This is a genomic window from Congregibacter sp. (assembly GCF_965662665.1).
Taxonomy (GTDB): Bacteria; Pseudomonadota; Gammaproteobacteria; order Pseudomonadales; family Halieaceae; genus Congregibacter.
In genome coordinates, this window is sequence record NZ_CBFIIF010000002.1 from 66,244 (window position 1) to 80,353 (window position 14,110).

The 14,110-nt window shown below is 56.8% G+C and carries 13 protein-coding genes and 1 tRNA gene; 8 read left to right on the forward strand and 6 right to left on the reverse strand.

The window, feature by feature from the left end; translation table 11 throughout:
• Nucleotides 1-188: 188 nt before the first annotated feature.
• The 6 genes from rhlB to hemA all read right to left on the reverse strand — a co-directional run bounded on the left by rhlB (nucleotide 189) and on the right by hemA (nucleotide 6,397).
• Nucleotides 189-1,484 (reverse strand): ATP-dependent RNA helicase RhlB, encoded by a 1,296-nt coding sequence (gene rhlB, locus ACTG39_RS01465; protein ID WP_439105742.1) that lies wholly within the window; start codon nucleotides 1,482-1,484, stop codon nucleotides 189-191.
• A 57-nt stretch (nucleotides 1,485-1,541) separates the two neighbouring features.
• On the reverse strand, nucleotides 1,542-2,126 hold the full coding sequence (locus ACTG39_RS01470) for an HvfX family Cu-binding RiPP maturation protein (RefSeq protein ID WP_439105743.1): 585 nt from the start codon (nucleotides 2,124-2,126) through the stop codon (nucleotides 1,542-1,544).
• Nucleotides 2,127-2,228: 102 nt separating this feature from the next.
• A complete protein-coding gene (locus ACTG39_RS01475) occupies nucleotides 2,229-2,999 on the reverse strand; it encodes a HesA/MoeB/ThiF family protein (protein ID WP_439105744.1) in 771 nt (256 codons plus the stop codon).
• Nucleotides 3,000-3,054: 55 nt separating this feature from the next.
• Nucleotides 3,055-3,897 (reverse strand): peptide chain release factor N(5)-glutamine methyltransferase, encoded by an 843-nt coding sequence (gene prmC, locus ACTG39_RS01480; protein ID WP_439105745.1) that lies wholly within the window; start codon nucleotides 3,895-3,897, stop codon nucleotides 3,055-3,057.
• Nucleotides 3,897-4,982, reverse strand: a complete 1,086-nt coding sequence (prfA, locus tag ACTG39_RS01485) for a peptide chain release factor 1 (protein WP_439105746.1) — start codon at nucleotides 4,980-4,982, stop codon at nucleotides 3,897-3,899. The genes prmC and prfA overlap by 1 nt, the downstream gene beginning before the upstream one ends.
• Nucleotides 4,979-6,397, reverse strand: coding sequence for a glutamyl-tRNA reductase (gene hemA / locus ACTG39_RS01490; RefSeq protein WP_439105747.1), 1,419 nt, complete (start codon nucleotides 6,395-6,397; stop codon nucleotides 4,979-4,981). The genes prfA and hemA overlap by 4 nt, the downstream gene beginning before the upstream one ends.
• Nucleotides 6,398-6,721: 324 nt before the next feature.
• Between hemA and ACTG39_RS01495 the strand changes: the two genes are divergently transcribed.
• The 8 genes from ACTG39_RS01495 to ychF all read left to right on the forward strand — a co-directional run bounded on the left by ACTG39_RS01495 (nucleotide 6,722) and on the right by ychF (nucleotide 14,061).
• Nucleotides 6,722-8,464 (forward strand): tetratricopeptide repeat protein, encoded by a 1,743-nt coding sequence (locus tag ACTG39_RS01495; RefSeq protein WP_439105748.1) that lies wholly within the window; start codon nucleotides 6,722-6,724, stop codon nucleotides 8,462-8,464.
• Nucleotides 8,464-9,156, forward strand: coding sequence for a lipoprotein insertase outer membrane protein LolB (gene lolB / locus ACTG39_RS01500; protein ID WP_439105749.1), 693 nt, complete (start codon nucleotides 8,464-8,466; stop codon nucleotides 9,154-9,156). The genes ACTG39_RS01495 and lolB overlap by 1 nt, the downstream gene beginning before the upstream one ends.
• A gap of 106 nt (nucleotides 9,157-9,262) precedes the next feature.
• A complete protein-coding gene (ispE, locus tag ACTG39_RS01505) occupies nucleotides 9,263-10,138 on the forward strand; it encodes a 4-(cytidine 5'-diphospho)-2-C-methyl-D-erythritol kinase (RefSeq protein ID WP_439105820.1) in 876 nt (291 codons plus the stop codon).
• 91 nt (nucleotides 10,139-10,229) lie between these two features.
• Nucleotides 10,230-10,304 (forward strand) — tRNA-Gln (locus ACTG39_RS01510).
• A 223-nt stretch (nucleotides 10,305-10,527) separates the two neighbouring features.
• The gene (locus tag ACTG39_RS01515; protein ID WP_439105821.1) at nucleotides 10,528-11,460 is read left to right on the forward strand and encodes a ribose-phosphate pyrophosphokinase; all 933 of its coding nucleotides are present in this window, start codon (nucleotides 10,528-10,530) and stop codon (nucleotides 11,458-11,460) included.
• Nucleotides 11,461-11,551: 91 nt separating this feature from the next.
• On the forward strand, nucleotides 11,552-12,214 hold the full coding sequence (locus ACTG39_RS01520; protein ID WP_439105750.1) for a 50S ribosomal protein L25/general stress protein Ctc: 663 nt from the start codon (nucleotides 11,552-11,554) through the stop codon (nucleotides 12,212-12,214).
• Nucleotides 12,215-12,340: 126 nt separating this feature from the next.
• Complete coding sequence (pth, locus tag ACTG39_RS01525) at nucleotides 12,341-12,964, forward strand: aminoacyl-tRNA hydrolase (protein ID WP_439105751.1); 624 nt, start codon at nucleotides 12,341-12,343, stop codon at nucleotides 12,962-12,964.
• Nucleotides 12,965-12,966: 2 nt separating this feature from the next.
• Nucleotides 12,967-14,061, forward strand: a complete 1,095-nt coding sequence (ychF, locus tag ACTG39_RS01530; protein WP_439105752.1) for a redox-regulated ATPase YchF — start codon at nucleotides 12,967-12,969, stop codon at nucleotides 14,059-14,061.
• The last annotated feature ends 49 nt before the right edge of the window (nucleotides 14,062-14,110 follow it).

Below are 14,110 nucleotides of genomic sequence, written 5' to 3' on the forward strand. Positions count from 1 at the left end.
ATCCAAACACGAGGGCGGCTCTACACGATGTAATCGAGCCCGCGCGGTGGTCAGACAAGGCCTACGCGGACCGCCAAACAGCGTCATCCATGACAGGCTCGGCGCTCGCCATCCATGGCTCGCGACGTCCGCGTAAACCTTATCTAACCACCCCACTCATCTAAGAATCCAAGACCAGCTTTCGCCGATTAGCGAGTGAGCAATTCCTCTGGCGGATGCTCGCAACGAACAGGTTCGCCCAGCAGCGCTTCGAGATCAGGGAGCAAAAACGCGTCGTCTTCACTGGCGAAGCTAATCGAGGTGCCGCTAGCGCCTGCACGACCCGTGCGACCGATTCGGTGAACATAATCTTCGGGGTCTTCGGGCAGGTTGTAGTTAACGACGTGAGTCACGCCATCCACGTGGATACCTCGACCGGCAACATCTGTGGCGACGAGTACAGAAATTTCGCCCTTCTTAAACTGGTCGAGGGTTTTAGTGCGCTTGGCCTGAGCAATTTCACCACTGAGCATGCCGCAGGTGATGCTCGCCTTGCGCAATCGCTCGAATAAACGACGGACCTGATCCCGACGATTGGCAAATACAATCACTGAACTGGCATCGTCACTGCGCAATAGATTGACCAGAATACGGAAGCGCTCTTCGCTACTCGCCAGATAGATGCGTTGATCCACGGTGTCGGTTGCCACATGGTCAGGCTCAATCTCAATGGTGACCGCTTCGGTGGTCCACTGCTGAGAGAGGTTGATGATGTCCTGGGTAAAAGTGGCCGAGAACAACAATGTCTGGCGGTAGTCTTTGTGCGGCGTTTGTCGAACGATGCGCTTTACCTGCGGGATGAAGCCCATATCCAGCATACGATCTGCTTCGTCCAGCACCAGAACCTCGACGTGATCCAGCACTAAGTCACGGCGGCCGGTAAAATCGATAAGTCTGCCGGGAGTGGCGACCACCAGGTCAACGACCTCCCGACCCAGCTGATTCAATTGCTTCTGATAGTCCATGCCGCCGATGAGCGTGCAAGTGTTCAAACCCGTGTGCTTACCAAGATCTGCCGCATCGGCCGCGATCTGCATCACCAGTTCGCGCGTGGGTGCAATAACCAGCGCTCGTGGCTCACCCAAAAATCGCTCACCTTCATGAGGATTCTTTAGCAGGTCGTCAAAGATGGTGATCAAAAACGCGGCGGTTTTACCGGTCCCCGTCTGGGCTTTACCGATAGCGTCGTGGCCCTGCAGCGTGTGAGGCAGCACCTGCGCCTGAATCGGCGAGCAGTACTCAAAGCCGATATCCGCTATCCCGTGCATTAAGGTCGAATGCAGGTCCAGATCATGAAACCGGGTTTTTCCCTCCTGAGGTGCGACGTCAAACTGTTCAACACTCCAGGGAGACTGTCTGTCGTCGGTTTTTTCTCGACCCTTTTTGGACGCGCGGGGAGCGCCGGCACGGGAAGAAGGAGCGTTAGAACGATGGTCGCTGGTCAAAAGAAAATCTGCCTTAAATTTAAGGCGCGAAGTCTAGCATTGTTGGCGAATAAATGATCAGCGATTAAACAGACGAGCGAGGTAGTAATCCACGCTCACATATCGCCCACCACCGGTGAAGAGCAGAGCCAGCAGCATAAAGAGATAGGTAACCGCAAACTCGATACCGTTGTTGAGAATTACAAAGCTACCGCGCTCCGTCAGCCAGCTGTAATTACCGTGATCCCTGAGCAGATCCCGAGCAGCGCCTAAACGCTGGGCTACCTCAGGCGCGCTGGAATCCGCAATGGCTGCCCATCCGTTATCCCAGTGCACCGCGAATATCGCGACCAGCATAGTGATGATCAAGGGTATAGAAATCCAGCGCGTCGCTAAACCCAGAAGCAGCAGCAAGGCGCCTATCGCCTCGGTATAAGCAGCCAGATAGGCAAGCAAGGTGGGGAATGGCAAACCCAACCCGTAGTCGGTATTTCCAAACCACTCGATGGTGTTCTCGATACCGCTGATCTTTTGCGTGCCGGCCATCCAAAACACCGGGACGAGATACAAGCGGAGAGCCAGGGGCGCAAGCCCGTCCAGATAAGCAAGGCGCCCAAAAAGCGCTTCCTGAAAACGGCTAAAACCCTGAACCAATGAACTCACTGCAGTTGCCCTCCCGGACTTTTATCAGCAGCCGACTTTTGTACGCTGCGAAATATGTGACCACTGGCGGGCTCAGCCGTTCCCGTAACTATTACCAAATGCTCACAGTCCGAAACCGCGGTCGTGACTCCCTCCACAATCGGGGCAATCAGGGCGTCGTGCTATATCGACAACGTTTTGCTGGTAACTTCTAAGATCCATCAACAACAAGCGCGAGCGCAAAGACTCACCCCAGCCTGTCAGGACCTTAATAACCTCCAGAGCCTGCAGGGTACCCAATATCCCCACCACCGGACCGAGGACACCATTTTCCCGACATGACAAGGCTGTAGCGGCACCTTCCTGCGGATAGAGACAGCGATAACAAGCTCCGCCCCCTGCGACATCAAAGGTTGCCAGTTGTCCTTCAGAGCGCGCGGCTGCGGCAGAAACCAGCGGCTTGCCAGCGCCGATACAGGCGCGGTTCAGCGCGAAGCGTGTAGGATAATTATCCGTACCATCGGCAACTAGTTGCACACTGCTCACGGCCTGGGTCAGGGCGTCTTCTTCAAGGTTTTCGGTGAACTGGGACACGCGGCAATCAGGATAGTGCGCGCCGATAAGCGCAGCCGCAGAGGCCGCTTTTGAGCGCCCTATATCTGATTCGCCATGCAAAATCTGACGGTGTAAGTTCGTGCGCTCTACCGTGTCACCGTCCGCCAGGATCAGGCACCCCACCCCCGCTGCAGCGAGATAGATCGCCAGGGGACTCCCCAGGCCACCGCAGCCCACCACCAACACCCAGGCGTCGCGGAGGCGCTCTTGATACTCGAGTGTAAAGTCGGGCAGCATTAATTGCCGACTGTACTGCTCGAGTTCCCGGTCGCTAAGCATTGGCCTTCTCCCTGGCTCTATTTTCGCGCGCTCTCTCGAGCATTCCGGATATTGTTTACCCGATCGCCCGCTCCGTCCATGTGCCAGCGCTGATACGCTCGTGACCGGCGAGGTCGCAATAGCTTGCCACATTTGAGAAACCATTAGCAGTCAACAGCGCACGCACCTCCTCACCCTGTTCAAATCCATGTTCGAGAATGATCCATCCACCGTCGTCAAGATGCAGGGGGGACTGCCCGATGATGTCTCGGATATCGTCCAGACCATCAATACCCGAGGCCAGCGCCGTTAAGGGTTCGAAGCGCAGATCTCCGCTACTCAAATGCGCATCGCCCACGGCAATGTAAGGTGGATTACTGACAATGAGGTCAAAGCGGCGTTTGTCCAGCTCTGAAAACCAACTCCCCGATAGCCACTCAATCTGCGGGAGATTCAGGCGTTCACCGTTAGATATCGCAAGCTCGAGCGCCCTCGCACTTTGTTCCACCGCTGTGATCTGCCAGTGTGGCCGCTCCGTCGCCAGAGCCAGCGCAATTGCGCCAGAGCCCGTACCCAAATCAAGCACGCGGGCACTCCCCGGTAAGTCCAGCTGTAAGGCCTGCTCGATGAGTAACTCCGTATCTGCCCGGGGTATGAGAGTCGACTCGTTAACCTCAAGAGAAAGAGACCAGAAGTCGCGGGTGCCCAGTAAATACGCGACGGGAACGCCCTCGCTGCGCCGCAAAAGCCATTGCCGGTAACGTTGTGCCGCGGCTTCGGGAACCTCCGCCTCCGGCCAGGCCATGAGATAGCTGCGAGGTTTATCCAGAGCCGCACAAAGAAGAACCTGAGCTTCGCGCTGCGCCTCTTCGCCTACTAAGCAGGTGTTTTCGGCGAGCAGATCCTGAACGCGAGCCATTACTGCCCGGACATGGCGGCCAGCTGATCGGCCTGATGCTCCTGACGCAGGGGCCCGATCACCGCGCCCATATCTCCCGCCATGACTTCATCAAGCTTGTAGAGCGTGAGGTTAATACGATGATCGGTAACCCGCCCCTGAGGGAAATTATAGGTGCGTATTCGATCGGAGCGATCGCCCGTTCCCACCAGATTCCGGCGTTGCTCCGCTTGCTCACTGGCTTGTTCCGCCTCGGCGCTACTGTCGAGTTTGGCCTGCAGGAGGGACATCGCCCGAGCTCGGTTTTTGTGCTGGGAGCGCTCGTCCTGACATTCCACCACGATACCTGTGGGCAAGTGCGTCAAACGTACCGCAGAATCGGTCTTGTTGACGTGCTGGCCACCGGCGCCAGACGCGCGGTAGGTATCCACACGCAGATCCCCCTTGTTGATTTCGATGGCTTCTCGTTCTTCGGGCTCTGCAAGAATCGCAACGGTACAGGCCGAGGTATGAATGCGACCCTGGGATTCGGTCTCGGGCACGCGCTGTACGCGGTGCGCGCCAGACTCGAACTTGAGGAAGGCATACACGTCTGCTCCCTCGATGCGACTGATCACTTCTTTGTAGCCACCGTGCTCTCCGGGACGCTCTGAGAGCACTTCGATGCGCCAACCCTGACGCTCGGCAAAGCGTGTGTACATGCGCTGCAGGTCACCGGAAAAAATAGCCGCCTCGTCACCACCGGTGCCGGCGCGAATCTCGAGGAATACGTTGTGGCTGTCCCGAGGATCCCGCGGTAACAAGAGCAGCTGCAACTCTGCTTCGAGTTCCTCGCGTCGAGCCTCGCCCTCCTCGATTTCCGCTTTTGCCATCTCGCGCATATCGGCATCGTCATCTGACAGCATGGACTGTGCTGCCTCAAGGTCGCCCTGCAACTGCTGGTATTCGCCAAAGCACTTGACCACGGTTTCCAGCTCGGAAAATTCTCGGGAAAGGCGTCGAAACTGATCCTGATCCGCGATCACACCGGGATCCCCCAGCAAAGCGGAAACCTCTTCGTGACGCTCAGACAGCGTCTCCAATTTGAGCAGCAGCGATGATTTCACTGCAGTGTAGGGCCAGGCGTCCTGGGGTTCTCGCTATCGGCCGCGCTCTTGGCTGGGGTGCCAAGGTTTTCTGCGGTCTCTACAGAGGGTTCGGCGACGGCACTTACCGGTTCAGAGCTCTTTTGTTCCTGCCGATCCATCGATTGATCCATTTGCAGCCCGAGCAGTCGAGCTGCGTGGCCGAGCACATCGTGACGCCCCTCAGCACTCGCCTTCTTCAGACCCGTGGTAGGTGCGTGAATGAGTTTGTTGGTGATTGCCCGAGCGAGCTGTGCCACTACCTGCTGAGGATCATCGCCCCGGGTAATCGACGCCAGCGCTTTTTCGAGCTCTCGCTGCCGGAGCATCTCTGCTGACTGCCGGTATTGCTTGACCAGATCTACCGCACCCAGCGAACGGTGTTCTTCTCCAACGCTTGCGATACCCAGCGCGATAATTTCATCGGCCTTGCTGACTTCTTCCTGGCGGGCGCGCAAATTACCGTCAACAATCTGCTTGAGATCATCCACGCTATAAAGATAAACATCGCGCAGATCGCTGACCTGGGGCTCGATATCTCTGGGCACCGCAATGTCGACCATCAGCATGGGGCGATAGCGCCGCGCCTTGAGAGCGGATTCCACCGTACCCTTACCAATGATTGGGAGCTGGCTCGCGGTCGATGTGATGACGATATCCGACTTGGGCAGATGATCGGGGATTTCAGCCAGCAGTACAGCATCCGCGCCGAACTGCTGCGCCAGTTCCCGGGCACGCCCCAGCGTGCGGTTCGCAATCACAATATTGCTCACCCCAGCCTCGATAAGATGGCGTGTGACCAGCTCTATGGTTTCGCCGGCACCGACCAGCAGCGCATTACAGTCGCCGAGATCGGTAAAGATTCGCCTGGCTACGTCCACCGCAGCAAAAGCCACAGAAACCGGGTTTTCGCCAATCGCAGTATCCGTGCGTACTTTTTTGGCAATACTAAAAACTCGGGGAAACAACCGGCCGAGTTCGCTGCCCACGGTACCTGCGTCACTGGCTACGGCGTAGGCCGATTTTAGCTGGCCAAAGATTTGCGGCTCTCCAAGTACCATGGAGTCCAGACCCGCCGCCACATGCACCATATGGCGCAGCGCGGCCTCGCCCTCGTGATGATAAGCCGCTCCCCGCAAGTCATCTGCTGACAAGTGGTGATAGCTTGCCATCCAGTCGATGAGCTCTCGCGCTTTCTCGTTCAGGGGCTTGCCAGCTGGGGCAATGGCGTAGATTTCGGTGCGATTACAGGTCGACAAGACCACGACTTCGTCAATATCCGCGGCGCGGCAGGCGTCATTCATGGCCTCGGATACCTGCTCCGGAGCAAAAGCCACGCGCTCTCGCACATCAACGTGCGCAGAGTTGTGGTTAATACCCAGTGCTATCAGGTTCACAGTGACGACTGTCCAGTTTACTTGTCAGTGGTGGTTTGGCGAGATTCTAGCAGTCTGAGCAGAAATTCGCAGGGTAAATGTGCGGCTTTTTTCTGCGCAGCAAACGCCCACAACTAAAGACGATGCGCGAGCGACGCCGCAAGGGGACATTCCAGTCGAACGCAGCGTGGGTTTCGTTGTCTCACTGTGTCATCATTCGGTTTCAACGTTTCGGTAAGATGCATGTCTTTTAGCGACTTATTTCACCTTGCAGCTTCGACGTCTGGGCCGCAATGCGGCCGCAGCCCGCAGCGCGCGAGCTATAGCTGCACTGCAAATCGCTGCTTGGCTCTGCTAGCGTCCCTCGCTCTGCTGGGTGGCTGCGCCAGCGGAGGCCAAGTAGCGGACAGTGCCGCTACGCTCGACTCAGAGAATCCCGTTGCGAGCAGCTCTTCGGAGCCACCTCCTCCGCCCATTCCCGAGCGCCCCATCCCCGAGGCGTCGGTTTATCCCCTGTTACTTGCCGAATTTGCACTGCGACGCCGTGATTTTGACACCGCACTGAACACCTATCTTGAGCAAGCGGATGTGCTCCAGGATCCTGCAGTAAGCGCCCACGCAACGCATCTGGCTCAGTATCTGCAGCGCGAGCGCGAGGCTTTTCGAGCGGTACGCTTGTGGGTGGAACTGGAGCCTGACAATGTAGAGGCGAACAGCACGCTCGCTACCTTGCTAGCACGCCAGGGCCGTAATCGCGAAGCCCTCCCCTATCTTGCAACAGTCGCAAGAGCGGGCGAAAAGGCAAAGTTTCCTGTTTTGCTCAATCGCTATAAAGCACTCCGGCCCAGCGATCAGATAGGGCTGGACACCGACACCCAGGCCTTACTTGATGACGATCTCGGCGATGACGTGTCTCTGCGGCTGACCCACGCCCTTATGGCCGAGGAGCGGGGCGATGCGGCTGCGGCGCGTGCGCGACTGGCGCCGGTATTTGCTCTGGAGCCCTACCAACGACAGGCACTGATTCTCGAGGCAAAGCTAAATCTGGCAGACAGTACCGATGAGCCCCTCGCCCATATCGAAGAGGCGCTTGAAGAAGACCCCTCGCGCACAGAGCTGAGACTCCAATATGCCCGACTCCTGGCCAGCCAGGATATGGATGCAGCGCGCAAACAGTTTGAAATCCTGTCGGCGGAGGCACCCCACAACGCCGACCTGCTGTTCTCCCTGGCACTCATCAACCACGAACTTAAAGACAGCGAAGCCGCCAAGACTTACCTGAATCAGGTAATCGCATTAAACCAGCGCAGCGACGAGGCGTATTTTTTCCTTGGCCAGATTGCCCGCGGCGAAGGTGAGCTGGAAGAGGCAGTGCAGCTTTTTCAGCAAGTGGGCGACGGCGCCGACCTGATGAAAGCAACGATCAGTATTGCGCAGATACAGGTCGCAGAGGGCAAAGAACAGGAACTCGCGGATTACATGGATCGGCTGAGAGCCAGTTTTCCCCATAGAAAAGAACAGCTCTATGCGCTGGAAGCGAATATTTACAGCGAAACCGAACGCGACGAGCGCGGGCTCGAACTTCTCGGTCGCGCCATTGAAGAGTTCCCCGAATCGGACAATCTGCGCTACGCCAGATCGGTTGCCTACGAACGCCAGGGAGATATCCCGGCGGCGGAAATCGACTTACGGACGATCATTGAGCGCGACCCTGAAAATGCTACGGCCCTCAATGCGCTGGGGTACACACTGGCCAATCGCACGGACCGTTTCGATGAAGCCAGAGGACTTATTGAAAAAGCCCTGGCGATATCCCCCAACGAGCCATCTATCCTGGACAGCATGGGCTGGGTCCTCTACCGCCAAGGTGACTTGGCGAATGCTGAACAGTTCCTAACGCGCGCATACGCGAGTTTCCCTGACCCAGAGGTCGCTGCACACCTGGGCGAAGTACTGTGGGTAAGTGGTAAAACAACAGGCGCCATGACTGTCTGGCGAGGTGCTCTTCAGGAAGATCCACAACACGAGATACTCAACGAAACCCTCACCCGTTTAGGCATTAGCCTCCAAGCCGACGCCGACTCCTGATGACAGCGCTTGGGCAGGCGCAGGTTTTCTTTGGGCAAGACCAGCGGCGCTATAACCGCCGCCCAGCAGCCTGGGCGGTACTGGGATTGCTGCTGACTGTACTGAGCGCATGCACCATCGCCCCTCCCATACCAACAACGCCCGCACCACCACCCCCGCAAGCACCGGTCTTGAATGAGCAAGAGCGCTGGGCGGAACGGCTGACTGTTATCACGGCCATGAACGAATGGCGTGCGCGAGGCAAGGTTGCCTATCGAATGCCCCAGGATGCGGGCAGTGCGAGCCTTGACTGGCGCCAGCTGGGCGAACAAAGCAAACTGCGGCTCTCTGGCCCCCTGGGTGTTGGCAGCACCGAAATTCGCAATGATGGGGCCCTGCTGCGGGTAAGTCGCGATGGCATCGAGCGTCTTTACCCCGCTGATGCAGCGCCCTGGTTGTCGGGTGACGCATTGCTACCCGTACCCGTCGCCTCGATTCAACATTGGCTCCGTGGCGTACCTGATCCAGCTCTGCCCGTGACGGTGCTGGAGACCAATGAAGGCCTGGCAAGTCGTATAGAGCAAAACGGATGGATAATCCGCTACGACGAATATCGGGCGGAACAGGGCTTAGCAACACCGACACGCCTGAATCTCTCGGAATCGGAAAGTGGACTCACGCTAAAAGTCATCTTGCGGGAGTGGGAGTTTTAGGCGCTAGTTGTACCCTGTGCCTCCCGGTCGCGCCAATCGCCTAGCGGCCTGCCGTTCGACGAGTTTTCTCATGGCAACCGCCGCCTCTCATGCGATACTCCGCGCCATGCGATCCATCACCCTGACAGCGCCCGCCAAGCTGAACCTGTTCCTGCACATCACGGGGCGGCGCGACGACGGTTACCACAGGCTCCAAACCGTGTTTCAGCTGCTCGATTATGGTGATGAATTGACGCTGACTCCCCGCTATGACGGCCAAATCACACTTCACTGTGAAGGAGCCCTGCTGGAGGATCTGGATGCGAGGGATAATTTAGTTGTGCTCGCTGCAAAGGCTTTGCGCAAATCTGCTCCAGAGGGCGGCGATCGCGAAAACTTGGGCGCAGAAATCACTCTACTCAAACGACTGCCCACGGGCGGCGGCCTCGGTGGCGGCAGTTCCGATGCGGCAAGCACGCTATTGGGTCTCAATCGCTTGTGGGCTCTGAATTTGAGTGTCGATGAGTTGGCCGACATCGGTGAAAAACTGGGGGCCGACGTGCCGGTCTTTGTGCGCGGGCACAGTGCCTGGGCGGAAGGAATTGGCGAACAACTCAGTCCTGTAGAGCTTCCCGAGCGCTGGTACCTGGTCGTCCATCCCGGCTGCCATGTATCAACAAAAGTGATTTTTTCGCACCCGCAATTGACACGCGACACCCCCGCCATCACAATGGCCGCCTTTTTTACGGGGCCTACCCGTAATGACTTCGAAAACCTCGTGCGACGCCTCGCCGAACCTGTTGATAAGGCGTTGATTTGGTTGGAGAAATTCGGGGAGGCAAGATTGACCGGCAGCGGTGCAAGTGTGTTTGTGAGCTTTGACAGCAAAGCGCAGGCACAGGAAATACTGCAGAAGGTGCCGAGTGAGTGGCAGGGCTTTGTGGCTAGAGGGGTTAACAGCTCCCCCGCCCGGGCTCAGCTCGATAGCCTAGCGGTCTCGTAAAACGTGTTTTGGTAAGGTGTTTTGTTTAACTTACCGACACACAGGCATCAATGAATAAGCTCAGCGAAACAGTGCTGACGCAAACGATCATTGGGGTGTCGCCAAGTGGCAAGGCACCGGGTTTTGATCCCGGCATTCGGAGGTTCGAATCCTCCCACCCCAGCCATTTTTCCATGATGGATTTTGTTGCCCCAGACCTTGTTGCTAAAGGTCTTGGGCGGGCTCAGGAAAAGTGGGTCGCAGCAGGCGGGCCGCAGACAAGCCAAGGGGCTTGGGTATCCGAAACGCCGAAGCGCAGTAGCAGAGTTGGAAAGGGTTGCGGCGCTGTCGCGACAACATTCATTGCACAGTGAGTGAGCGGAGGAAGGCTTATCGTGTCCGCAAAGTTGATGGTATTTACCGGGAACGCCAACCCGGAACTGGCCCGTAAAGTCGCCAGCAGACTCTATCTTTCGCTGGGCAAGGCCGACGTCGGCAAGTTCAGTGATGGCGAAGTCGCCGTTGAACTCAACGAAAACGTGCGCGGCAAGGACGTTTTTGTTCTTCAGCCCACCTGTGCACCCACCAACGACAACCTTATGGAATTGTTGGTGATGATCGATGCGCTAAGACGGGCATCAGCGGGTCGAATTACCGCGGTGGTGCCCTACTTCGGCTATGCCCGCCAGGATCGTCGAGTACGCTCCTCACGTGTTCCGATTTCGGCAAAGGTTGTGGCGGACTTGATGAATACCGTCGGCGTCGACCGCGTGCTTACCGTGGACCTCCACGCCGAGCAGATTCAGGGCTTCTTTGGATGCCCTGTAGACAACATTTATGGTTCGCCGGTCTTGAACGACGACATTCAGGCCAGCAACTACGACAACGTGATGGTGGTATCGCCCGATATTGGCGGTGTGGTGCGCGCACGAGCGATTGCAAAACAGCTGGATGAAGCTGAACTGGCGATCATCGACAAGCGTCGCCCCAAGGCCAACGAGACCGAGATCATGAACATCATCGGTAACGTCGAGGGTCGTACCTGCTTGCTGGTAGACGACATGGTCGACACCGCCGGCACACTGTGTAACGCCGCCAATGCGCTCAAAGAGCGTGGCGCGACAAAAGTCGCTGCCTACTGTACCCACGCGGTACTGTCGGGCAAGGCTCTGGACAATGTCCGTAACTCCCAGCTCGATGAGTTGGTGGTCACGGACACGATTCCGCTTTCGGATGAGGCGAAGACGATCAGTAAGATTCGGCAGCTAACTATTGCTGATCTACTGGCCGAATCGATTCGCCGAGTATCGAACGAGGAATCCATTAGTGCGCTGTTCAGCTAGGTTTTTTTAGAACGAGTTGAAGAGCGTTTTTTAGACGGAAGGGGAAACTGGTCGCAGGGGACCCCAATTCCGATATTGATAGGAGACAGTCATGTCTAAACAACTGGCTATTGCAGCCACACTACGTAGCGACCTGGGGAAAGGTGCGAGCCGCCGCCTGCGTCGCAGCGTCGATCACATCCCGGCAATTATTTACGGCGCCGGCAAAGATCCCGCACCGCTGACCATCATCCGTAAGGATCTGGAAAAAGCGCTGGAGAACGAGGCATTTTTCTCGCAGGTTATCGACGTTTCCGTTGATGGCGATGTCCAGCCTGCCATTCTTAAGGACTTGCAGCGTCACCCGGCACGCAACGACGTCATGCACGCAGACTTCTTGCGCGTAGATGCCAAGGTCGCGATCAAGGTTAACGTCCCACTACACTTCATCAACGAAGAGAAGTGTCACGGCGTTAAGATCGAAGGCGGCATCATCGAGCACCTGCTCACAGAACTGGAAGTTCTCTGTTTGCCAGGCTTGATCCCCGAGTACATCGAAGTCGATATGGAGAACGTCACTACTGCTGACATTATCCACATCTCTGACCTCGCGCTGCCTGAGGGTGTTGTATCTACTGCACTCGAACTCGGCGCAGACCACGATATGGCTGTGACTTCTGTCAGCGCCAAGCGTGGCGGCGGTGATGAAGACGAAGAAACCGATGCACCGGAAGCTAGCGCTGAAGAAGGCGAGAGCGAAGGCGACGAGGACTGATCTGTTTCCGCTCTCCTCGCGGATAGCGATTGCAGTATCTGATCGAGGGCAGCATTACGCTGCCCTCTTTCGTTGTACTTCTTAATGCGTTTATAGAGAGTTACCTAGTCAACGAGGGACAGCTTCATGCCCGCTACTATCCAGTTGATTGTCGGCCTCGGTAATCCCGGCTCACAATATGAGGGCACCCGGCATAACGCGGGGGAGGACTTCGTGCGCGAGCTCGCCCGCGTCGCAGGCGGCACCCTGAAAACTGAGAGCAAGTACCACGGCGAAGTCGGTGAGGTATTCTTTGCAGGCCACAAAATTCGCTTGCTGATTCCAAACACCTTTATGAATCGCAGCGGCAAAGCTGTCGCAGCGCTGGCTAACTTTTACAAGATAGATCCAGCTCAGATACTGATTGCTCATGATGAGCTGGATATTGCGCCCGGGACAGCGCGCTTTAAGTTTGACGGCGGACACGGAGGTCACAACGGACTGCGGGATATCGTACCGTCACTGGGCAACCGTAAAGACTTTCATCGCTTGCGTATCGGCATTGGGCATCCCGGGTCCGCAAAGCAGGTGAGCAATTACGTGCTCTCCAAAGCGAACCAGGCCGACCGCGAGGCCATCGCGGCGAGTATCGATGAAGCTATACGAGCGTTGCCCCTGTTACTGTCCGGTGATGCCGGCAAGGCAATGACGCAATTACACAGTTTTGATGGCGGAGATTCTTCTATAGAGTCTCCGCAGATAAAGGATTAGATATGGGATTTAAATGCGGCATCGTTGGGCTACCTAACGTCGGCAAATCAACGCTCTTTAACGCGCTTACCCGTGCGGGCATCGATGCAGAAAACTTTCCGTTTTGCACCATCGAGCCCAATGCCGGCGTAGTGCCCGTCCCGGACCCGCGGCAAAGCAAAATCTCAGCACTGGTAAAGCCGCAAAAAGAAATAGCGACCACTATGGAGTTTGTGGATATCGCTGGGTTGGTCGCTGGCGCCAGTAAGGGCGAAGGGCTGGGCAATCAGTTTCTCGCGAACATTCGTGAGACCGATGCCATCGCCCATGTGGTGCGCTGTTTTGAAGATGAGAATGTCATTCACGTGGCCAACGCCATCGATCCCGCAGCAGACATAGAAATCATAAACACCGAGCTGGCGCTCTCAGATCTGGATAGTTGCGAAAAGCAGCTATCCAAGGTCACCCGCACCGCGAAAGGTGGCGACAAAGAGTCCATCGCCATGAAGGCGCTGCTGGAGAACAAACTCCTGCCGCACCTCAATGAAGCGAAACCCGTGCGTGCCTTGTCCCTGGACGACAACGAACAGGCGCTGGTGAAATCCCTGTTCCTTCTCACCAGTAAGCCAACGCTGTATATCGCCAACGTGGATGAGGACGGTCTCGAGGGCAGCGCCCACGTCGATGTGGTGCGGAGTATTGCCGCTGATGAGAACGCCGAGGTAGTGGTGATCTGCAATAAGCTCGAGTCCGAGATCATTGAACTGGAAGACGAAGAGCGCGCTGAGTTCCTGGCGGACATGGGGATGGATGAGCCGGGGCTTAACCGTGTTATCCGAGCAGGTTACAACCTGCTTAACCTGCAAACCTATTTTACGGCCGGGCCTCAGGAAGTGCGTGCCTGGACTGTGAAGGTTGGGGCGACAGCACCAGAAGCCGCAGGCGTGATTCATACCGACTTCCAGAAAGGTTTTATCCGCGCTGAGGTCGTCGGCTACGACGACTTTATTACCCACAAAGGCGAGCAAGGCGCCAAAGACGCAGGCCGCTGGCGCTTAGAGGGTAAAGATTACGTCGTACAGGATGGAGACGTGGTGCACTTCAGGTTTAATGTTTGAACCGCGGAGCGATCCGTGACGTAAATTTTTGCGTGAACCTTAAGCTCTC

Excerpts from the sequence above, each read along its gene's own strand:
- prmC (WP_439105745.1), bottom strand. The coding sequence starts at position 3,897 with ATGGCTCGCGTTCAGGATCTGCTCGCCGAAAACACCTGCTTAGTAGGC.
- ACTG39_RS01520 (WP_439105750.1), top strand. The coding sequence starts at position 11,552 with ATGTCTAAACAACTGGCTATTGCAGCCACACTACGTAGCGACCTGGGG.
- ACTG39_RS01515 (WP_439105821.1), top strand. The coding sequence starts at position 10,528 with ATGGTATTTACCGGGAACGCCAACCCGGAACTGGCCCGTAAAGTCGCC.
- ispE (WP_439105820.1), top strand. The coding sequence starts at position 9,263 with ATGCGATCCATCACCCTGACAGCGCCCGCCAAGCTGAACCTGTTCCTG.
- ACTG39_RS01475 (WP_439105744.1), bottom strand. The coding sequence starts at position 2,999 with ATGCTTAGCGACCGGGAACTCGAGCAGTACAGTCGGCAATTAATGCTG.
- pth (WP_439105751.1), top strand. The coding sequence starts at position 12,341 with ATGCCCGCTACTATCCAGTTGATTGTCGGCCTCGGTAATCCCGGCTCA.
- lolB (WP_439105749.1), top strand. The coding sequence starts at position 8,464 with ATGACAGCGCTTGGGCAGGCGCAGGTTTTCTTTGGGCAAGACCAGCGG.
- ychF (WP_439105752.1), top strand. The coding sequence starts at position 12,967 with ATGGGATTTAAATGCGGCATCGTTGGGCTACCTAACGTCGGCAAATCA.